The 20460-nt window shown below is 38.3% G+C and carries 18 protein-coding genes; 12 read left to right on the forward strand and 6 right to left on the reverse strand.

Annotated elements, in window-relative coordinates:
* Nucleotides 1–16: 16 nt before the first annotated feature.
* The 4 genes from dcyD to MKX14_RS15740 form a co-directional block, all read right to left on the reverse strand.
* Nucleotides 17–895 (reverse strand): 1-aminocyclopropane-1-carboxylate deaminase/D-cysteine desulfhydrase, encoded by an 879-nt coding sequence (dcyD, locus tag MKX14_RS15725; protein ID WP_240282936.1) that lies wholly within the window; start codon nucleotides 893–895, stop codon nucleotides 17–19.
* 65 nt (nucleotides 896–960) lie between these two features.
* On the reverse strand, nucleotides 961–2079 hold the full coding sequence (gene hlyD / locus MKX14_RS15730) for an HlyD family secretion protein (protein WP_240282937.1): 1119 nt from the start codon (nucleotides 2077–2079) through the stop codon (nucleotides 961–963).
* Between the two features lie 39 nt (nucleotides 2080–2118).
* The gene (emrB, locus tag MKX14_RS15735) at nucleotides 2119–3762 is read right to left on the reverse strand and encodes an MFS transporter (protein ID WP_240282938.1); all 1644 of its coding nucleotides are present in this window, start codon (nucleotides 3760–3762) and stop codon (nucleotides 2119–2121) included.
* Nucleotides 3759–4328 carry a TetR/AcrR family transcriptional regulator gene (locus MKX14_RS15740; protein WP_240282939.1) on the reverse strand — a complete coding sequence of 190 codons (570 nt, stop codon included), beginning with the start codon at nucleotides 4326–4328 and terminating at the stop codon, nucleotides 3759–3761. The genes emrB and MKX14_RS15740 overlap by 4 nt, the downstream gene beginning before the upstream one ends.
* A 178-nt stretch (nucleotides 4329–4506) precedes the next feature.
* On the opposite strand from MKX14_RS15740, the gene rhtC reads away from it, so the two are divergent.
* The 3 genes from rhtC (at nucleotide 4507) to MKX14_RS15755 (ending at nucleotide 5797) form a co-directional block, all read left to right on the forward strand.
* The gene (gene rhtC / locus MKX14_RS15745) at nucleotides 4507–5130 is read left to right on the forward strand and encodes a LysE family translocator (protein WP_002120398.1); all 624 of its coding nucleotides are present in this window, start codon (nucleotides 4507–4509) and stop codon (nucleotides 5128–5130) included.
* Nucleotides 5131–5292: 162 nt separating this feature from the next.
* On the forward strand, nucleotides 5293–5481 hold the full coding sequence (locus MKX14_RS15750; RefSeq protein ID WP_005302999.1) for an NF038215 family lipoprotein: 189 nt from the start codon (nucleotides 5293–5295) through the stop codon (nucleotides 5479–5481).
* Nucleotides 5462–5797 (forward strand): EF-hand domain protein, encoded by a 336-nt coding sequence (locus MKX14_RS15755; RefSeq protein WP_046812181.1) that lies wholly within the window; start codon nucleotides 5462–5464, stop codon nucleotides 5795–5797. The genes MKX14_RS15750 and MKX14_RS15755 overlap by 20 nt, the downstream gene beginning before the upstream one ends.
* A gap of 81 nt (nucleotides 5798–5878) precedes the next feature.
* Here the strand turns inward: MKX14_RS15755 and metG are convergent, their stop codons facing one another.
* The gene (gene metG, locus MKX14_RS15760) at nucleotides 5879–7945 is read right to left on the reverse strand and encodes a methionine--tRNA ligase (RefSeq protein ID WP_240282962.1); all 2067 of its coding nucleotides are present in this window, start codon (nucleotides 7943–7945) and stop codon (nucleotides 5879–5881) included.
* A gap of 286 nt (nucleotides 7946–8231) precedes the next feature.
* Between metG and MKX14_RS15765 the strand changes: the two genes are divergently transcribed.
* From MKX14_RS15765 to MKX14_RS15775, 3 genes are all read left to right on the forward strand, one after another.
* Nucleotides 8232–8732: a hypothetical protein gene (locus tag MKX14_RS15765; RefSeq protein WP_046812180.1), complete on the forward strand. Its 501-nt coding sequence runs from the start codon at nucleotides 8232–8234 to the stop codon at nucleotides 8730–8732.
* A 145-nt stretch (nucleotides 8733–8877) separates the two neighbouring features.
* Nucleotides 8878–10068: an iron-sulfur cluster carrier protein ApbC gene (apbC, locus tag MKX14_RS15770; protein WP_046812179.1), complete on the forward strand. Its 1191-nt coding sequence runs from the start codon at nucleotides 8878–8880 to the stop codon at nucleotides 10066–10068.
* 143 nt (nucleotides 10069–10211) lie between these two features.
* A complete protein-coding gene (locus tag MKX14_RS15775; RefSeq protein ID WP_046812178.1) occupies nucleotides 10212–11084 on the forward strand; it encodes a 5'-methylthioadenosine/S-adenosylhomocysteine nucleosidase in 873 nt (290 codons plus the stop codon).
* Nucleotides 11085–11116: 32 nt separating this feature from the next.
* Here the strand turns inward: MKX14_RS15775 and MKX14_RS15780 are convergent, their stop codons facing one another.
* Complete coding sequence (locus tag MKX14_RS15780; protein WP_046812177.1) at nucleotides 11117–11683, reverse strand: DUF2062 domain-containing protein; 567 nt, start codon at nucleotides 11681–11683, stop codon at nucleotides 11117–11119.
* A gap of 361 nt (nucleotides 11684–12044) precedes the next feature.
* On the opposite strand from MKX14_RS15780, the gene MKX14_RS15785 reads away from it, so the two are divergent.
* From MKX14_RS15785 to MKX14_RS15810, 6 genes are all read left to right on the forward strand, one after another.
* Nucleotides 12045–12638: a LysE family translocator gene (locus MKX14_RS15785; protein WP_046812176.1), complete on the forward strand. Its 594-nt coding sequence runs from the start codon at nucleotides 12045–12047 to the stop codon at nucleotides 12636–12638.
* 114 nt (nucleotides 12639–12752) lie between these two features.
* Nucleotides 12753–13322 (forward strand): dCTP deaminase, encoded by a 570-nt coding sequence (dcd, locus tag MKX14_RS15790; RefSeq protein WP_003653416.1) that lies wholly within the window; start codon nucleotides 12753–12755, stop codon nucleotides 13320–13322.
* A 303-nt stretch (nucleotides 13323–13625) separates the two neighbouring features.
* Nucleotides 13626–14939 carry a hypothetical protein gene (locus tag MKX14_RS15795; protein ID WP_108011814.1) on the forward strand — a complete coding sequence of 438 codons (1314 nt, stop codon included), beginning with the start codon at nucleotides 13626–13628 and terminating at the stop codon, nucleotides 14937–14939.
* 233 nt (nucleotides 14940–15172) lie between these two features.
* Complete coding sequence (locus MKX14_RS15800) at nucleotides 15173–17215, forward strand: hypothetical protein (RefSeq protein ID WP_240282940.1); 2043 nt, start codon at nucleotides 15173–15175, stop codon at nucleotides 17213–17215.
* 15 nt (nucleotides 17216–17230) lie between these two features.
* On the forward strand, nucleotides 17231–17956 hold the full coding sequence (locus MKX14_RS15805; protein WP_002120383.1) for a DUF6160 family protein: 726 nt from the start codon (nucleotides 17231–17233) through the stop codon (nucleotides 17954–17956).
* A 32-nt stretch (nucleotides 17957–17988) separates the two neighbouring features.
* On the forward strand, nucleotides 17989–20400 hold the full coding sequence (locus MKX14_RS15810; RefSeq protein ID WP_240282941.1) for a DUF6160 family protein: 2412 nt from the start codon (nucleotides 17989–17991) through the stop codon (nucleotides 20398–20400).
* Nucleotides 20401–20460 lie beyond the last annotated feature (60 nt).

A 20460-nucleotide genomic window follows, 5' to 3' on the forward strand; every position in this document is an offset into this window, starting at 1 on the left:
AAAAGATAGTCAGTTATTAATGTGATTTATTTCTTATATCTGCCTGTAAACCACCAGAATGAATTGCCAGAATGCGAGTTCCTTCAGGAAAGTAATTATTCTTTATAAGATCAAACAGACCGAACATCATCTTTCCCGTATAGATCGGTTCAAGTGGTACGGTATGTTGCTCTTCAAAATTTTCTATAAATGCCAATAACTCAGGTGAAGTTTTCGCATATCCGCCACAGCAGTATGAATCTGTCAGCGACCAATTCTGTTTTTTGGTCCATTGCTGAATATCTTGTTGTAGAAAGTCGCCTTTTAATGCTGAAAATCCTAAGACTTTCTGATCGGCTGAACTCCTTTCAATAAGACCCGAAATCGTTCCACCAGTTCCTACTGCACAGCAAATTACATCATAGTTTTGCAAATCGCTTTGACTTAGAATTTCCTGACAACCTTGAACTGCCAATTCATTGGTGCCGCCTTCAGGAATAATATAGGTCTGTGGAAATTGGCGTTGTAATTGTTGAAGATATTTTACTTCATCTCTCAAGCGATATTCATTGCGGGAGACAAAATGTAGATGCATTCCTAAACTTTGAGCTTTTGCTAGGGTTGGATTCAGAGGTTTGTCAGCTAACTCTTCACCACGAATAATTCCTATACTTTTTAAGCCAAAAAGATGAGCAGCATAGGCAGTCGCGGCAATATGGTTGGAATAAGCTCCACCAAAAGTCAAAATGCTCGATAAACCTTGTTGTTTTGCGGCAAGCAAATTGTATTTTAATTTATAAAACTTATTGCCCGAAATTTGAGGATGAACTAAATCTAAACGCTTAATGTCGAGATGAACTAAAGAGGGAGGGGCAATGTGTTGATAGAAAACAGGTTGGGCAATGTGATCAAACATTAGAAATTGAGAAAAATAATGATTGATCACATTGTAGCTTTTTAAATAGAGCTTTAAAAATCTGTTTACGAACTTGTATCGACAGAAGTAATTACTGACATGCCAGGGCGTAAGTGTTCCATTCCTTCCTGATTTGGATCAATGGTAATGCGTACGGCAATTCTTTGGACCACTTTGGTAAAGTTTCCTGTTGCATTGTCAGGCTTTAATACACTGAATTCAGAACCAGCAGCAGGTGAAATCTGTTCAACATGTCCTGTAAATTTTTTATGTTTCATGGCATCGACTGTGAACCATGCTTTTTGCCCAATTCGCATATTGGCAATTTGGGTTTCTTTAAAGTTAGCAATCACCCAAGTTTGCTGTGGGATGAGGTAGAGTAATTGTGACCCTGCTGCTACATATTGCCCAACACGAGGGTTCACCTCACCAAGTTGACCATCCATTGGAGCAACAATAACGCTATAGTCTTTGGTAGTTTGTGCCTGATCTAGTTGTGCCTTAGCACTTGAAACTTGTGCTTCTAAGCCAGCTTCTGCCACTTGCGCTGTTTTAAGCGCTTCTTTGGCAACTAAAACATTGGCCTCTGCCTGCTTCAGTGCTGCAAGGTTATTTTCAGCATCTGCTGCGGCTTTATCTTGCTCAGATTTAGAAGCTGCGCCACTATTTCCTAGCTGTTGATAGCGTCTAAGCTGTGCTAAAGAAAGCTCATATTGAGCCCTAACTTGTTCAACTTTTGCTTGTGCAGCCACAATATCAGCTTGTTTTTGAGCAATAGACTGTGTCTGATTGGCTAAAGTATTTTTAGCTTGTTCAACTCCAGAAGCCGCTTGCGCTACTTTTTGGTCGTAAGTCGTTGCATCAATATGCATTAATACTTGACCCTTTTTAACGTGGTCAAAGTCTTTAACTAATACATCTTTAACATAGCCATTAATTTGCGACGATAAAATCGTTGTTTTACCTTTAACATAACTATTGTCAGTTTGTTGAACACTCGTTGCGAAAGGTCCGATTCTCCATGCCCACAAAATCACTAAAATACCGACAATGAGCACAACTAGCATCCATAATAAAGTTGAGCGTTTTGTTGGAATCAGTTTGCTCGCAGGTGCAGGTTCATTAGACGAAGCGGGAGCTGCTTGAGGTGGAGCTTGTTCCGGTTTGTTTTGATCATCTGACATATATCAATCTCAATTTCTATTTCATCAATAAAGAAGCCATTAAGGACGGCTAATTCCTCTGCGTTGTAGATATTTACTACGTGCAATATTAAATCCACCCCACAAGAGTAGGGCGATAGCAAAAATACCGTTCAATGCAATAACGTCATTGTAGGCACGCACTTGCGCTTCACGAGTGACCACTTGATTAAGTGAGCGCATGGATTGGGCTGTTTGTAATGCTGGGTCAGTAGTCGTAACTGATGCACTGCGTTGATAGGTCGAGAGCCTTTGAGCAACTAGAGGATCTGCTTGTTCTAAATCTTTAATAATCTCGACTTGATAGTTTTGTGTGCGGTGTTGTTGATAGGTCGAGAAGAATGAAGACCCAACAAGGCCGCCAAATGTTTGCGTTGCAGAGAACAGCACAATAAAAGTCACCACATACGAAGGACCTTTAGCCAAAGTTTGCGCAAAGCCAATCAGGAGCAATGGCCCAATAAATAAACCACCTGCAAAGCCGACTAAAAACTGACTTGCAAAGAAATTCACAGGTCGAACATCACTAGTTAGGTGATAATCTAGTCCACAGGCCACTAAAATTAAAAACTCTGCAAAAAGTAAGTGGAAGATAATTCGTTCACGTGAAAAAGTCAGGGCACTAAAAAGAGTTCCACTTAAAATCCCCACTAATATGACCACATAGAGTGGAACAAATTGGTCTGGACCCATCCCCATTGTTTTTAAGAAGTTAACCGCTGCATAGCTTTGTTCTGACATTAAAAGCCGAATAGCAAAAGCACCAAAAATGAAGCGTAGGGTCGAAGCGGCACCTAACCAGCGTGTCATAATTAATGGATTGGCACGATAGTGTTCATAGAGCAAACCCAAAACAACTAAGCTGAAACCTGCAATTAAGACGTAAGCAAGCCACTGGCTATTAAACCACCATAAAATTGGACCTTGTGTGAGTACAATACATAAGCAGGCAAAGCCAGGCGCTAATAAAGCAAAGGTAAAGAAATCTTGCTTCTCAAAAACATAAATTCTTATGCTACGTGGTAACTTCAATGAAACGACCATAGCTAAACAACAAAGTGCTAAGCCGAGCTCAAAGGTATATAGAACAGACCAACTATCTGTATTTACGAGAAATGGAGAAATAATCCAAGCTAACGGCACACCAAGTTGCTGAAAACCAAAGGCAATATATATACCTTTTGCCATGTCTGCTTTTTTAAAAGCTTGCATGGTGTAATACATACCTAAAGAGCTTAATGGCGCACCAGCTAAACCTGCTACAACCCGTGCGAATAGGGCCATTTCATAGGTATGCACAAAAATGTGTAAAACAAGAACCGCAATAAAAATCACGAGTCCTATTTCTGAAAATAATCTCAAACCATATTGTTGTCTGGCTTTAAATAAAATCAGGTTTGAGCTAACGTTTGCCATAACATAGGCTGCAGGCAGCCAAGCAGCTTCGGAAGGAGTCAGTCCATACTCACCTTGAATTAAGGGTAAATTTGCCGTAATAAATCCATTACTTAAGCTTGCCGAAAGAGCGACGAATAAACCAATAAAAAAGTATATAAAGCGTTTAGGTACAGAATGCGCAATAGCTGCCGGCGAACCTGGTAAAGTCGGTTGCTCTTCTGGTGTCCAGTCGGGTGGTGTTTCTAAATAACGAGGCGTTTTACTCATTCTATCCCTCGAATTTTTTGTATTTGAATACCTTGAAACAGTAATTCAATTGCTCGTTTTGCTAATCGAACCTGTTCTTCTGTTTCATGTCCTTGAAATGAAGAACCCAACATTGCAGTGACCATTGCATAGTCATCAGCAGTTAGATCAGCTCGGCACAATTTTTGTTCTATCGCATTTTCAATCAGTGGGTTAAGTGCATTATTTCGCCGTTCATAAATTTTTAACATAATTGGATCTTGTCGATCAATTACTCTCCAAAAATCTTGCAAAATTGCGAGCTTGGGAAGTTGCCCAATGTGTCCTTCAATTAAACGAAATAAACCATCCTCGAATTGTTGAAAATGAGCTGCTTTTTGCTCTAGCTGTGTAATCGCACGCTCTAAAAGCGCGCTAATTAAAGCCTTGCGATCACAAAAGTTGCGGTAAAAAGTTGCTCTGCCGACCCCAGCGTGGTCAATTACAACTTGTAAGGGAACATTAATGCCATGAATACGAAAACATTCTTCGGCTGCATTGAGTAATTCATCCCGATTTTGGGCAGCAATTTTTTGACGTTTACTCATGTCATCGATTGGGGAGTTTCAAAGGTGATATATTTAACGGACATTTTTGTCCGTTGTGAAGATATAAATTGTAAAAACATGAAAATTCAATTTTCAGCATTTATATCTTCTGCATTTTTATATGCGTCATAAAAAGCTGTTAGAATACCGCGCAATTGCGTGATGCTAGGTCAATACAATGTTTGAGTCCCTTATTCCTCTTTTTTCAATTGCTATGGCATTGATGCTTGGAGCAATAAGTCCTGGGCCAAGCTTTATTTATGTTGCACAAAATTCAATTTCTAAATCACGTAAACATGGGTTGTTTACAGCATTAGGAACAGGGACAGGCGCAGCGCTTTTTGGTCTATTAGCAGTTATGGGATTGCAAGCAGTTTTATTGGCGGTGCCTTCTGCTTATCTAATTTTAAAAATTGGTGGTGGGCTATATTTGCTTTGGCTGGCTTTTAAAATTATTAAACATGCTAAAGAACCCATTGCGATGGAAAACGATGGCAAATCGAAAATGACCTATAAACAGGCATATCGATATGGCTTAATTACCCAGTTAAGTAATCCAAAAATCGCAGTTGTATTGGCCAGCGTATTTACGGCTTTACTGCCAAAAGAAATCCCTAATTATTACTATGTCGCATTACCAGTGATTTGTTTTATGATTGATGCGGGTTGGTACTCATGTGTGGCAATGCTGCTCTCTTCAGAGAAGCCTCGAAAAATGTATCTGAAAGCAAAAACAGGGGTGGATCGAGTTGCTGGAAGTATTGTGACTTTATTGGGTTTAAAATTAATTTTCTTCAAATGATTATTCTTTAATTAAAATATCTAAAAAATCCAAAGCCAGCTATTTATAGTCTGGCTTTATTTTTGCGTAAAATATATACAAATTGAAATATCTTTTTTAGCACTTAAATACTTTAAAAGTGGTAACTTAATAAATAAAACAAAAAGAAATGAGGATCACGTTATGAAAAAACTAATGGTGAGCATTTCTGTAGTTTTTCTCATCTTAACTACAGGATGTGAGATGAGAACGATGAGTAAGCAGCAACCAGCAAATGAGCGGACCATGAGTATTGTGGGTACTCCGGTTCATGAAAAGGATTATAAAATTTCCGATATACAAGTGAATAATCATGAGCAAGCTAACTATTAAGTTACTTGCTGGATGTGCAACTTACTGTATTTTGAATATGGTAAATGCGTGTGAGCCTGCTTCTTTAGATTGGGAGCTTTTTCAGGAAAAATATGATTTAAATCATGATGGCATGTATAGCCTAAAAGAATTTCAACGGGTTGAAGACTTTTATCCTTATAACTGGCCGAGTGATAAGCGTTTTCAAGGTGAAAACAAGCAGACAGAGCTATTTCATTATTTAGATGAAAATAAGAATGGCTATTTAACAAATGAAGAGTTGGGAAATATACACGTTTTATTTAATAACCCTTGCGAAGGGTGGCCGTGGCCCTAATTCAGTAAGCCTCTTTTAAACCTATTCAAAGCCCTTAAAACAAAAAAGCTCCCAATTTAGGGAGCTTTTTTTGAAAGCAGATTAAGAAACTTTATCGCCTGGTTTTGCACCGCTGTCTGGAGAAATAATGAAAATACCTTCACCATTTCCGGCAGCAAGTACCATTCCGTTTGAAACACCAAAACGCATTTTACGTGGTGCAAGGTTAGCAACCATAACAACCAATTTACCTTTTAGGTCTTCTGGTGCGTATTGGCTACGAATGCCACTGAATACATTTCGTGGTTCAGCTTCACCAACATCTAATGTCAATTGAAGTAATTTATCTGAACCTTCAACTGTACTTGCTTCAATGACCTGAGCAACACGCAAGTCAACTTTTAAGAAATCTTCAATACCAATAATTTCAGCTTCACCCACTGCTGGAGCAGGGGTAGCTTTTTTCTCGGCAGCTTTGTCCTTTTTCGCCGTTGCTTTAGTTGCTTCTGGAGCAGGAGCACCTAAAGACTCTTTAGAAGCATCAACCATAGCTGCAACAGCTTTTGGATCAACACGCTGCATAAGCGGTTGGAACTGCGCAATCTCATGGCTTACAAGAATTTGTTTGCGTGACTCGAAATCGAAGCTTTCAAGTTTTAAGAAATCTTGAACTTGTTGAGCTAAAGTTGGCAGAACTGGAGCTAAGTACACTGCGAGTTGACGGAATAAGTTGATACCGACAGAGCAGACATCAAGAACTTGTTGCTCTTGACCTTCTTGTTTCGCAAGTGCCCAAGGCTTTTTCTCATCAATATATTGGTTTGCACGGTCAGCAAGCGCCATAATTTCACGGATCGCCGTAGAGAATTCACGTGCTTCATATGCAGCAGCGATTGAATCGCCAGCATCAATAAAACTTTGTACTAAATCAGTTTCTGCACATTGAGCAGATAAAGTATTGTTAAAATTGCTGTTAATAAATTTCGCACAGCGACTAGCAATATTAACGACTTTACCGACTAAGTCTGAATTTACTTTCTGAACAAAGTCATCAAGGTTCAAGTCAGAATCTTCAACTTTATCTGAAAGTTTAGAAGCAAAGTAATAGCGTAAATACTCTGGGTTTAGATGTTGTAAGTACGTCTCGGCTTTAATGAAAGTACCACGTGACTTAGACATTTTTTGTCCATTTACAGTCAAGAAACCGTTTACAAACAAGCCTGTTGGGGTGCGATAGTTCGCGCCTTCAAGCATTGCGGGCCAGAATAAAGCATGGAAGTAAACAATATCTTTACCAATAAAATGATAAACATCATTTTGGCTATCTTTTTTCCAGAAATCATCAAAATTTAAATCGGGGCGTTTAGCTTTGATATAGTTTTCAAAACTAGACATATAACCGATTGGGGCATCTACCCAAACATAGAAGTATTTATTTGGTGCATCTGGAATTTCGAAACCAAAATATGGTGCATCACGAGAGATATCCCAATCTGCTAAACCTGCTTCAAACCATTCATCTAACTTGTTCGCAATTGAAAGAGGTAAACGTCCTTCATCACGCGTCCATTTTTGTAAATATTCAGAGAAGTTTGGAAGCTTGAAGAAATAGTGATCTGATGATTTTTCAACTGGTGTTGCGCCACTTAATGTTGAACGTGGATTAAGTAACTCAGTTGCATTATAAGTCGTACCACACACTTCACATGAGTCGCCGTATTGATCTTCTGATTTACATTTTGGGCATGTACCTTTAATGAAACGGTCAGACAAGAACATCCCTTTTTCTGGGTCAAATAATTGAGTTACAGGACGAACTGCAATATTTCCAGCTTCACGGTTTTTAATATAGATATCTGTTGAACGTGCTTTGTTTGCATCGCTATGCGTTGAATCGTAATGATCGAAATGTACGCCAAAACCGTCAAAATCACGGATGTGTTCTTTTTGAACATTCGCAATTTGCTCTTCTGGGCTAATACCATTTGCTTCGGCACGTAGCATAATTGCTGTACCGTGAGCATCATCCGCACATACATAAGTCACATCATGACCCATTGCTCGCATGGCACGAACCCAGATATCTGCCTGGATGTAACCGAGTAAATGACCCATATGAATTGGACCATTAGCATAAGGGAGGGCATTAGTGACTAAAATTTTACGCACGGATTTCATTCTCTCATTCGTATTTATAAGGTGGAAGATTTTAACTGATGCACGGAGATAAGCAAAGATTAATAATCTCCAGCTTGGCATAAGCGATTTCTATTAAAATGGATTTTGGTCAGGCGTGGTTTCTCTTTAGAACAGATAAACAAATCAAAAAATATTTGAATCTTCCTGTATTGTCTTTGTTTCAAATTGCAGTTACGGTCAGAAAATAAGCCATAACGATGTATAACTAATAACTTATTCAAGTAATTTTTTTTAATTAACTATGAGGATAACAACGATGACTACTGAAAATAAATTAGACGAATTAAAGGCAAAAGCGGCTGATGCAAAAGTACAAGGTGAAAAAGCTTTGGACGATTTAAAGGAAAATGTAAAAGAGAAGCAAGCTGCTGGTAAAGAAGCAGTTGAAGATAAGGTAGACCAATTAAAGGCAAAAGCAGCTGATGCGAAAGTACAAGGCGAAAAAGCTTTGGATGATTTAAAGGAAAATGTAAAAGAGAAACAAGCTTCTGGTAAAGAGGCTCTTGAAGAAAAAGCAACTGATTTAAAAGGTAAACTTGAGGATGCTCAGCATAGTCTACAAGATAAGTTTGATCATTTGCGTACAGAAGCAGCTCATAAACTTGACGATGCTAAAGCCAAAGCTGCGGAATTAAAGGAAGAGGCTGCTACAAAATTGGATGAGTTGAAAACGCAAGCAAACGCAAAACTTGATGAGTTGAAGAAAACTGCGACCGATAAACTCAATAAATTAAAGAACCATGATTCTGCTGAATAAGCTGATTTAAACTAAAATCTGCACTCCTTACCTAAAAGATGAGATCTGAAGTTAGTAATTATTCATCCTAAGGTGAGCGAGTGCGGAGCAATACTGTTACACTATCTCCATTAAGCTGTAATGATCTGTTTTTGGAGTAAACAATATGTCTTGGCTTTCTTCATTAAAGTCCGTTTTTTCACCCGCACAAGAGGTGAAAGAAGATGAAATCCAAACCATACTCCAAAATTATTTATTACCGCATTCAAAAGAGGCTTTAAAGGAGCGCATTAGTCAGCTTCAAGTTCAGGGTCGTGTATTACAACTTACGATTAATACATTTCCTGATGAAAAAGAGCATTTGCAGCAAATCCATGATGATTTAGCGGGTGCATTAGAAAAGTGCGGTATTGAAGAACTTAATTTACACGTGGTTCAACAAAAGCGCCCTACACAAGAAAGTTCAAATTTACCTCCTGTACTTGATGCCTCACCTAAATCAGAACCAGATCCAAATAATCCACCGATTCAAAAAGCCGCTCCGCAACAAAGAGATGTGCCACTTCACCCTCGCATTAAAAATGTTATTTTAGTTTCATCTGGAAAGGGTGGCGTTGGTAAATCGACAACTACCGTCAATTTGGCGCTTGCCTTGCAAAAAATGGGTCTTAAGGTTGGGGTATTAGATGCTGACATCTATGGTCCAAGTATTCCCACAATGCTAGGAAACGCTGGTAAAACCCCACTTATTGAAAGTGAAAATTTTGTACCTTTAGATGCTTATGGTATGGCTGTGCTTTCTATTGGACATTTAACTGGTGATAACAACACACCTGTTGCATGGCGTGGACCAAAGGCAACAGGCGCTCTAATGCAATTGTTTAATCAAACACTTTGGCCAGATTTAGATGTGCTCATGATTGATATGCCACCGGGTACTGGTGATATTCAACTCACGCTTGCACAGCGTATTCCAGTTACAGGCTCAATTATTGTGACTACACCTCAAAATGTTGCTTTGCTGGATGCTACCAAAGGAATTGAATTATTTAATAAAGTTGGTATTCCAGTATTAGGTGTTGTCGAAAACATGTCGACTCATATTTGCTCAAACTGTGGTCATGAAGAGCAAATTTTTGGTATCGGTGGTGGTGATAAGCTTTCCGAGCAATACCATATTCCATTGTTAGGTCGTTTGCCTCTAAATGCTCAAATACGTGAACATGCTGATCAGGGTAAACCGAGTGTTGTGGCAATCGATGATGCGGCTGATAGTTATATTGAGATTGCTAAAGCAGTCTGGCAGCAGATTGAAAAAATCCCTCAGCGTGCACGTGATGATAAGCGTATTTTCTAATTTATTAAAACCCGGCTTTAAGTCGGGTTTTTTATCATCTGATTAAAATAAAAATTTAAATTACTGAATCCTAATAACAAAGCTGAACTTGAAATTGGCATGTAGATTGCTACTTTACACTTTTTAAAAAGAAAGGTTAAAAAATGCAATTTAAGTATAGTTTGGGCGTAATCAGTTTATGTAGCGCTTTATTTTTAGTTGGATGTAATGATGACAACTCATCTGCTTCACAAACACCAACAGTTCAGGAACAAAAACAGAAGTTACAGCCGATCATTATTCAGGGTGCTTTGCCAGTAGAATCGGAAAAAATGGCTTCAAAATTAGAGAATAAGACTATTGAAGAAATTGGTGGGTGGAAATTCTGGAAGGGTACCTATAACGGTTATCCAATGATTATTTCTAAAACCCGCATGGGTATGAGTAACTCTGCCGCAGCAACTGCTCTAGCGATTGAACGTTATAAACCGATTGCGATCATTAATCAGGGAACATCAGGTGGACATGACCCAGATCTACATGTTTACGATATTGTTTTAGGAAAGTACGCAACTAATATTGGTGCATTTAGAACTCCTAAACAACCATTAGGAGCTGGATCAAATTCACTCACTTGGGTTGAAGCATTTGATGTTTTACCAACCGATGAGTCTGATCCCGAACCGATTGCAATTCGCAAATTTGAAGGCGATAAAGAGTTATTAATGGCGGCCCATAAAGTTCGTTATGACAAAGGTCAAGTAGTTGAAGGAACGATTGGATCAGCAGATGTTTGGAATAATGAATTGGATCGTATTCAATTTTTCCATCAACGTTATGGTACCTCTGTTGAGGAAATGGAAGCAGCATCTGTTGCGCAAATCGCAAGCCAGTTTAATATTCCTTTCTTGGGCATTCGAATCTTATCTAATAATATTACCAATAATGGAGCTTATGACCCTGGTACAGGAGAGGCTTGCCAAGAGTATGTTCTCAATGTGGCTGAAGAGTATATGAAATCAAAACTGCCAAAATAATGATTTAAACTTATGCAAGAAGAGTGAAAATTTTATAAAACCTCTTCTTGCTTTTTATAGCGATGTCTACTTTTCCAGTTTTTTATGACCATCCAGCGCCAGAAAATTTCTGTACATATATATAAAATGACAGCAAATACAAAAGCTTCGACAACCAAACCTGTCATCAAGATTTTCGCAAGACTAAAATCAATATGGCCATGGCCGAAATGAGTAATCCAACGAGAAATCTGATGCAATACACCCAGCAACATTTCTTTGTTAATCATATGCACATGAAAAATGTGAGCACCGAACCAAAAACCAATATATAGAATAGGAACTAATGTAAGCGGGTTACTTAACCAAGCGAGCATCAAGCTAATTGGTAAATTTACTTCAAATAGCAATACAGCCATCACAATAAATACGCTGTGAAAAGGAATAGGCAGTAAACCAAAAAAAGTTCCGACAAAAACAGCTCGAGTAATTGATTTTCGATTGACATACCAAAGCACAGGATTAAGGGTCTTTTTACCAAAAATCCTTAGAAATTTCATATTTGAAACTTTCTCGGGGGAGGGAAGCCAAGATTGAAAAAAATGCTTTGCCATAATCATTAAGGTAGTAGAGCGCGATACTCTAAAAAAAAATCATAAACAATATATGAATTGAAACTTATTAAAAGCTTAAAATTTAAACTTACCATTACTATATATTTTTTATTATAAAGGCTTTTGATGGAAAAATAGACTTAAAATAAAAATACTTATGTTACTTAACTCTAAATATATTTGAAAAGCATCCCAACTGACCGTAAAGTTTTCTTCTCGACTTTACATAATAATTGTATAAATAATTGTTTTTATATGATTTATTTTTATTATTGAAAATAATTTGAAATACTTTGTCTTACAATTACCTTTTGCCTTGTGACAGGATATCTATTAATCTGAGATGACTATATTGTGAGGTCATTCAATGATTTCATGGCTTTTTATTGGCTTAGTAGCCACAATTTTACTTACTCCTGGTCCAACCAATACACTACTCGCTTCTTCAGGGGTGCAAGTGGGCTTAAGGAAGTCAGTAAAACTTATTCCAGCAGAAGTTTTGGGTTATGTCATCTCTATTTCTGCATGGGGAATATTGATTGGAAAAGTGTCTAGCACACTGCCAATGCTGCCGCCTATTCTAAAGCTATTGAGTGCTTGCTATATTATTTTCTTAGCCATTAAGTTATGGCATACGGCAAATCAAGAAGTTGAATTAAATCAGCCAACGATTCGTGCTCGTGAGTTATTCTGTGCAACTTTATTAAACCCAAAAGCATTACTCTTTGCCTCAGCAATTTTCCCAGTAGCGGCATGGAGTAATTTTCATATTTATTTAATTCATATGATGGCTTATTTAGCGCTTATTACCCCAATTGCGTTATTCTGGATTTTCTTGGGATCGGTTTTAGCTTCTAGGAAAGTGGGTTGGTTAAATCAAACTAACTTGCAAAAAACTGCTTCACTTGTTTTAGTCAGCTTTTCAATTCCAATTAGTTATTCTGCTTTACTGAACCTTTAAATGTGCAACTGAGCTATTCTTATTTATTTGAGTAGCTTTGTATTGTTTTCATAATTGGTTTTTTAAGTTAAAGTACGTCGAAATCAATGAATTTACCTTTTGGATAGAAAATACATGGCCATTAAGTCTGATCGTTGGATTCGCGAAATGAGCGAAAAACACGGCATGATTGAACCTTATGCAGAGAATCAAGTCCGTTTTGATGAAAATGGTGAAAAGTTGATTTCCTACGGGGTCTCTAGCTATGGTTATGATGTACGCTGTGCCCGTGAATTCAAGGTTTTTACAAACGTACATTCTGCAATTGTCGATCCAAAGAATTTTGATGACAAAAGTTTTATCGATATTGAGTCTGATGTTTGTATCATTCCACCAAACTCATTTGCTCTAGCACGTACAATTGAATATTTCCGTATTCCTCGTAATGTGTTGACAGTCTGCTTAGGTAAATCGACCTACGCTCGTTGCGGTATTATTGTAAATGTGACTCCATTAGAGCCTGAATGGGAAGGTCACGTTACGTTAGAGTTTTCAAATACGACAAATTTACCTGCACGTATTTATGCTGGGGAAGGCGTAGCACAAATGCTTTTCTTTGAAAGTGATGAAGTATGTGAAACCTCTTATAAAGACCGTGGTGGTAAATACCAAGGTCAAACAGGTGTTACACTTCCTAAAACCTAATGTTTCACAGATGAAAAGATTTTAAAAAATAATGGGTCACTTAGGTGGCCCAATTTTATAAATAAAATTTTTGTGAGAGGCGTTTATCGGAATTATGATAAACGACAGTTTCCTTTTGTAAAAAATGATATAAAATGATCAATAATTGATTTGTTTTTTTGTTCTGTATCACAGAATTTAAAAGCAAATGTGGTTGATATAGGCTCTCTTTGATAATTTTTAGTTAAGTATTTATCAAATGCAGATAGGTCAAATAAAAAGAAATTAAACAGGATTATGCCCCCACGGATATGGAGGTCGGCCATGCGACAGTTTACGTCTCTTCATGTAGCGATATTAGCGCTTGGAAGCTTATGCTTTTCTTCGGCGCATGCTGCTTCTACATTAGTTCCTATGTCAGATGCTGAACTATCAGCGACTCGCGGCCAAGCTTTGATGAGTATGTCATATGTTGCGCCTACCGATTCTGCGAACTTGGAAAAACTGCGTGATAGTAATAGTAATGTAGGGTTTTATAAATTAGGTCTAGATGCTGATTTGGAACTGAACGCGAATATTAAAAAATTGCAGCTGGGATGTGGTGGAGCCAATGGAGCAGGTGCCTGTGATATTGATATCGATAATTTAAGTCTAAGTGGTATTTCTGATACTAATGATGGTCGTGCTAGTTCTTCAGCAAAATTAACCAATCCATTTATTGAATTTGCAATTAAAAATCCTAACAGTGCATCGACTCGCGAAGTTGCTGGGGTGAGATTAAGTGCCGAATCTATTCAGGGTTTACTTACTTTTGGTTCAGAAAATACAACTACAAAAAATGGTATTAACTCTTTTAGTGGTTATATGGTGACTCAAGCGACTGGAGGTACGGTTAGTACTTTACAAGCAGTGTCAGGGCAAGCTGGCTTAACTCAAACAAATTTAGGTACAGCAATTACGGGGAAAGTAAAAAGCACGACAGGGTTAGTCACCGCAGATTTCCAGACAACAAGCTATGATTTAGGCTTAAGTAGTGCATCTGGTAGCTTATTTTTACCGTCACAGGTTATTTCTGGAAAACGTATTACGACAGCTAATCTAACTGGTACAGCTGTAGTTAGTGGAATTAATTTATCGGGACCTATTCAAGCAAATGCCCAAGCATGGGGGGCTATCCCGCTTACTATTAGTGGGAATCTATCAGGGACAATTAATAATCTAGGTGTAAATGTAGCAGTTAATGAGGATTTGGGTTACTTCCATAAAGTTAATTTGAATGGGACTGCGGCCTCTCTTTCCTTGCAAGGACAAAATTTACAATGGACAGGAGCAAAATCAGTTTCTCAGGCAGGCTGGTGGTTAGAACTCTCAAATCCAATTGATATTGGTGATGTGACCCCACAATCACAGGTCAAAATTACAGACGATGTTGTCAAAGCCACTTTAGGTAAAGTGAGTCAGTATTTAACGGCTAATCCAATTGAATGTGGGATCCTTGCTACTTCTTGCTTATTGGGAGATATCAATGTTCAATCAGTTGATTTAACAGGTCAATATGTTCCTATGAATTTGACGAATTTAGTCTTAAAAAACCAAAGTTTTGCTCCGAACTGTTATGGCAGCTTAAAGTTCTGCTAACTTGAAAAGAAAGTAGCTTTTGCTATTTTACATTCATCGGAAAAGTAATTTTTTACATGCTTTTTTTTGCATTTGTGCAAATATTCCGCATAATAGAAATGTGGAAAGGTTGGCAATATCTTTTTAGATTTGCCTCTTTGTCTAAGGTGAAAAGGATAGCTTCACCTGGCATCAGGGAATGTTCAAGAAAAATAAATATGGTGCACGGCATCGTATAAAACAGGAAGGTCAAGATGACTACACTTAATTATACGGTAAGGTTTCAAAAAACCGTTTTGGCAAGTTTAATCGGGTTTTGTATAAGCCAACCTAGTTTCGCACTCGAAGAACTTTCTGATGCGGGCTTAAGTGAAACTACAGGTGAAGGTATTGCTATCTTGCCACAGAATACTTATATGGTATTTCGTGGTGCAGGTGCAAATGAAACCTCAACCCAGATTTTAACTGATCGTACTAAAGATACAGGTTATATCAATTATGTACCTGTTGGCCCTTTAAGCATGACAGCAGCTGATACCAATAAAAATGGTTCGATTGATTCTGGTGACCGTGCTGTAGGTAAAGCTGATATTTTTCTTTATGGCTTAGCACTTTCTAAATCTGATAATAATACCAATACTCGCCTTGCTTCTACTGATGCAGCTGCTGCAATCTCAAGTTGGGGTACTGCTGTTAACCCGTGGATTTTCAAAGTTGCGACTGAAAACTCAGTGCCGAATTTTAGTGCAAATAATTGTACAGGTGCGACTGATCCAACATGTCAGGTAACTTACTTAGCTTTAGAAGCCCCTTTATATGAAGTCGGAACGAAGGATTCTGCAGGTATTGACGCTTATAAGCTAAAACTAGGCTTATGGACAGATATTTTTGTCCGAAATCCAAATAAAATAAATGGCGCCGCAGATCAATTTAATTATGGTGATTCAAATGGTCTAATTGGAACAAGTACTGATGCAACTCGTGCAAACCGTCTTCGTTTACAAGGGGTTTGGAATAACTTTAGTTTAAACGGCAGTCGTTTACAGCTTTTCCAAACACTAGGTGGAGCGACATCTGCAGGAGGAATGAGCCCCTTCTACAATAATACTTTAGGTTTAGCTGGAGTTATTCGCTTAAACAGTGGTGATGCCTCCAATTTAAGAGCAACGATTACTTCAAATACCCCAACATCTACGGTAGGACCTTGGGTAAATCGTTATAGTACCCAATATACTGGTGCACCAAGTAATAACTCACCAAGTTCAGACTGGTTATATCGTATTCGTAGCCAGACCACGACTGTTACATCAACAGGCTCGTGGACTGCACCAACTGATAGTGCTATGAATAATGTTTTACGTTTAAGTACGCGCGAATCAGGGACTACACAAGGTAATTTGGTAACTCCAGCAATTAATGGAGGAGTTGCACCAACCTTCGATGCGAATGAAGGTCTATATCTCTATAATCCGAATATTAACCTTGTGTTGGGTTCTTTATATCAACCACTTGTTTTAAGCTCGGATGGCAAGAACTTTAGTTTAGAACTCGCCCGTATTCCAAATAAACCTGAAATTTATAAGAAGATTTATACAGACTATAGCGGGTCAGATAGTAGTTATTTAGGCTCAACTTGTAATATTTATCAGTGCGGTACGAACGTAACCTTAGGTGGTAAAACATATCAGGGTTCTAGTGCGACACATAGTAGTATTTCAATTGGTTCAACGGTCTATAATGCAACCAATAATACTTTAGAAGCCTTTAAAGGCAATAGCACACAAGACGCTGTAGGTATTTCATTTGGTAAATTACCTACAGGAACTGTGGCGGCGATAACACAAACTAAAAACTTCTACCAATTGCAAAATCAGGAACGTCGAGCAGGCAGTTATAGTTGTGGATTTTTGAATTTAAGTACTTGTTATGATACATGGCAATATCGGACAGCCACAGGCTGGACTGGCAATGCAGGCTCTGGTTTAAGATTTGATTCCCAAAGTGCGAACTGGGCTAATATTGATAGTACTTCCTATTATAACCCGACAGTAAATAATACAGGGTATACCTTAGCTGATGCTGGAAATGGTGCTCAATACACTGTGCCGAACAGCACCCCTTTGCCAGATGCTCGTTATGAGGGTGGTCGTTGGTATAGCACTACACCAAATGCAGATTTAAATACCTATAAGTTATCGGGGGCACAGATTAGCTCAGCGATTACCAATAACATGGGATCTGCTGTCATTGACGGTGTTTTAATCCAGCACTTGAAACTGACAACTAAAGGTCTATAAGAGGAGGAGAATGCTATGAAAAAAATAAGTACTTTAATCCTCGCTCTTTGTGCAACGGTCACTCATGCAGAGCTACAAACTTTAGACAATGAAGCATTACAGGCGATTAATGGTCAAGCTGGTGCTGATTTATCTTTAATGCTCAATTTAAACCAAACAGCTAACGGTGTATTTGACAATGGTAGTGGTGGTGTCTGTGAGAACGTAGAGTTTTGCCATATCGGCTTGGCAATTAATAAGCGTTTTGTACAAGCAGATGCAACGAAACCAAGTGGTTGGGCCGAAAATAGTGATAGTGGTAATAAACTTTGGCTCGTATTTAAAGGCGTACAAGGTACTTTAAATATTCAAAAGATGGGTTTGGATGGCGCTGATTTAAAGTATTTGGATAAAAATAATACTGAAATGATTAAGCCTGCTATTCAGCTTAGTTTTAGTGCGGCACAGCCAATTTTAATTCGTAACTTTGGTTTTAATGCTTTATCAATTGAGCAAGATAACTTTACCAGCTCAACAACAGCGCAAGGGTCGAGTGCAAATATGTATGATTATGCATATTTCAAAAAGCCAACTTATGCGGCCACTGCTAATAGTGCAAACCAGCAAGTTGCTACTGCAACACCATCGGCGTATGACCATGGACGTGAAACTGGTTTTATGGGCTTGATGATGAATGGGAATTTGGCTATCCAAGGAAAAGTCATGGTCTTTAGCTGTGATGGCAGCCATCCTCGTTGTTAAGCGTTAATGTAGATTTCAAAGGAACTGAAGTGATGAAAAAAAATAAAGAAAATCACAGCTCAAAGTTTATTTTAAACGCATTAACAACCAGCATGTTGTTAGTGAGCGGACATGCTTTTGCTTTAGAAGCTTTAACAGATGCTGACATGAGTGCTGTTAATGGACAAGATGGGATTTCGATTCAAACGACGTTTAATGAAATCAATATTGATAATGCTTACTGGGATGACCATGCAGGTACACCTAGTAGTGCAGATCAGGTCTTAAGAGCTCAAGCGAGCGGGATAAAAGTTCAAAAAAGTAATGCATCTAGTCAGCCTTTAAGTACAAATTACCGTTTAGATGTAGGGAGTAACCCAACTACGGGTAAAACTGGACTCGACTTTTCTATGCAAAGCAGTCCATCACTTATTACCGTAAATAGCGTTAAAGTATGTAATACCTCTGCTACTTGTTCACCAACAATGGGCCAGCTGGCTATTCAAACAACTTCCCCACTAAATTTGGCACTTACAACCCAAGATGGCTTATTTAATGCAAATAGCCAGTCAAGCATGACACTTGGTATTAATAATGCCAATATTTATCTAGGGCAATTGGATGCTCGCAGCCAGTTAAATCAATTAATTTTAAGAAATTTTAACTTTAATTTTGTTGGTAAAGGAGCCATGTTGATTGACCCAACTCGTGGCTTAGTTTTACAGACAAATACTGGAACTAATGTTGCTGGTGTAGGACAAACTCCGAATACTACCTATGGCTATGTTGATTTTAACCGTGTAGCAGATTCAGCTTCTGGTTTAACTGCGGGTACTTATGTTGACAGTAGTGGCAAAGTAACCAATTCAGGCCTGAATATTGAGGTGATGGTCAGTTCGAATGTAGATAAAACTAATCCTTATGCTTTAGATGCAACTAATAGCCCACAGAATGCAAAAGGTTTGATTCGTTTAGGTGCTAGCGGACGTATGGTAAATAGTTATTTACAAGTCCGTGGTATGGATGGTACGGCGGATACCACCACTTTAGGCACTGCAAATACTGCTACGGGTACGGGCTCAAGTAATAGTATTTTAGGTAATTCTGGAATTGCCTTTCGTATGAAAGGTGAATTCACTAAAGACAATGACTCAATGCTAGGCTCAGATGGCAAAGCAACCACTTTAGAAATTGGTGGAGCAGGTCTGAATGCCTATGGTTTCGAATTTGGTAATTTAACAGGTCTTAACTCAGCTACACGCGGTTATTTTGACAGTGGAAATATTTATTTAAATCTTGCTGATACAAAAACATTATTAATGCCAAACAACGCGACTTTAAATGCAATTCGTTTAGGATCCGGCACTTTAACAACAGCTGCTGATTACCAACATAACATTCACCGTGATACGGTCACTAATCCGTTTAGCTTAATTCTTGCGATGCGTGGAGCAGAGTTTCAAGCATTTTCAAGACGCGGTCGTTTTACGACAAGTGCGAATGTTGCCGCTGCCAATCAGTTTGCAGACAATGGTGCGAATAACCAGTGGGGCTTAGCATTACCTTTTTATAACTTAAATGCTAACGCTGCTGTATATGGTTTAGATGCACCAGCAAATAGTGCTTATTACTATACAAAAGATGCAAATGGTAAGCCTGTTCGAAATGTTGTGGCTACATCTGGAACGACTTCGCGTTTAGGTTTTGGTATTGCTGCTGGAACTACGGGACGTGATGCGACTGGAACTAAAACAACCTCAATTTTATTAATTGATGGTTCTCCAAATGCTAATAATGGTGGTAGTCCTACTGATTATTACATGGGCTTACGTAATATCGATATGTTCCTCAAAGGCAATGGAAGTATTGGTTTAGAAAATGGCAGTCTTAATATTAGTTTAAAAGAGATGCTACTTGCTTTATCAACAGAAATTGCAGCTGGTTATTTACCAGGGGCTAAATATAAAACTTGTCCAGCGACAGGTTCATGTACTTCACCTATAGATAATTTTGCCAAAAATAATGATGTCTTATTTGGTCTAAAACTCCGTTTAGGTGGCGATCTTAACTTATCAATTGTGCCAAATAGTTCAATTGCAGATGGTAGTGCCTTAACTGTACTCGGCGATTTCACAGTGCCTGCGACAGCAACTGGAAATACGGTTCAAATTAGTGATCCGATTGATGGTTCTGCAATTGGTTTTGACAATATTACAGGAAAGCTAGCGTTTAATAGTGCTTTGGTTGTGGGTAAAGATACAACAAGTGGTTTAGGTAAAGTTGGCGTAAATACGGCGGTTTATTTTAACCCTGATAAGAGTATTGACGGCGCATTACGTGTTAAAGATATTAATTTCTATCCGCCTTCAACAGGAGCTGGAGCACGTTTAGGTGAGCTTGCAATTACGGGTGGACGTTTAAATAGTAGCTTTAGTATTGTGCCTAGAAATGGGGCCTTTAACTAATATAAAAAAGTGACGATTATCGTCACTTTTTTATATAAATTTTATTTTAGTGTGATTGGA

Origin of the sequence: Acinetobacter pittii, assembly GCF_022449185.1 — a bacterium.
GTDB classification, from domain to species: domain Bacteria; phylum Pseudomonadota; class Gammaproteobacteria; order Pseudomonadales; family Moraxellaceae; genus Acinetobacter; species Acinetobacter pittii_I.

Coding starts and splice junctions, on each gene's coding strand:
- dcyD (WP_240282936.1), bottom strand. CDS start 895: ATGTTTGATCACATTGCCCAACCTGTTTTCTATCAACACATTGCCCCT.
- hlyD (WP_240282937.1), bottom strand. CDS start 2,079: ATGTCAGATGATCAAAACAAACCGGAACAAGCTCCACCTCAAGCAGCT.
- emrB (WP_240282938.1), bottom strand. CDS start 3,762: ATGAGTAAAACGCCTCGTTATTTAGAAACACCACCCGACTGGACACCA.
- MKX14_RS15740 (WP_240282939.1), bottom strand. CDS start 4,328: ATGAGTAAACGTCAAAAAATTGCTGCCCAAAATCGGGATGAATTACTC.
- rhtC (WP_002120398.1), top strand. CDS start 4,507: ATGTTTGAGTCCCTTATTCCTCTTTTTTCAATTGCTATGGCATTGATG.
- MKX14_RS15750 (WP_005302999.1), top strand. CDS start 5,293: ATGAAAAAACTAATGGTGAGCATTTCTGTAGTTTTTCTCATCTTAACT.
- MKX14_RS15755 (WP_046812181.1), top strand. CDS start 5,462: ATGAGCAAGCTAACTATTAAGTTACTTGCTGGATGTGCAACTTACTGT.
- MKX14_RS15765 (WP_046812180.1), top strand. CDS start 8,232: ATGACTACTGAAAATAAATTAGACGAATTAAAGGCAAAAGCGGCTGAT.
- apbC (WP_046812179.1), top strand. CDS start 8,878: ATGTCTTGGCTTTCTTCATTAAAGTCCGTTTTTTCACCCGCACAAGAG.
- MKX14_RS15775 (WP_046812178.1), top strand. CDS start 10,212: ATGCAATTTAAGTATAGTTTGGGCGTAATCAGTTTATGTAGCGCTTTA.
- MKX14_RS15780 (WP_046812177.1), bottom strand. CDS start 11,683: ATGATTATGGCAAAGCATTTTTTTCAATCTTGGCTTCCCTCCCCCGAG.
- MKX14_RS15785 (WP_046812176.1), top strand. CDS start 12,045: ATGATTTCATGGCTTTTTATTGGCTTAGTAGCCACAATTTTACTTACT.
- dcd (WP_003653416.1), top strand. CDS start 12,753: ATGGCCATTAAGTCTGATCGTTGGATTCGCGAAATGAGCGAAAAACAC.
- MKX14_RS15795 (WP_108011814.1), top strand. CDS start 13,626: ATGCGACAGTTTACGTCTCTTCATGTAGCGATATTAGCGCTTGGAAGC.
- MKX14_RS15800 (WP_240282940.1), top strand. CDS start 15,173: ATGACTACACTTAATTATACGGTAAGGTTTCAAAAAACCGTTTTGGCA.
- MKX14_RS15805 (WP_002120383.1), top strand. CDS start 17,231: ATGAAAAAAATAAGTACTTTAATCCTCGCTCTTTGTGCAACGGTCACT.
- MKX14_RS15810 (WP_240282941.1), top strand. CDS start 17,989: ATGAAAAAAAATAAAGAAAATCACAGCTCAAAGTTTATTTTAAACGCA.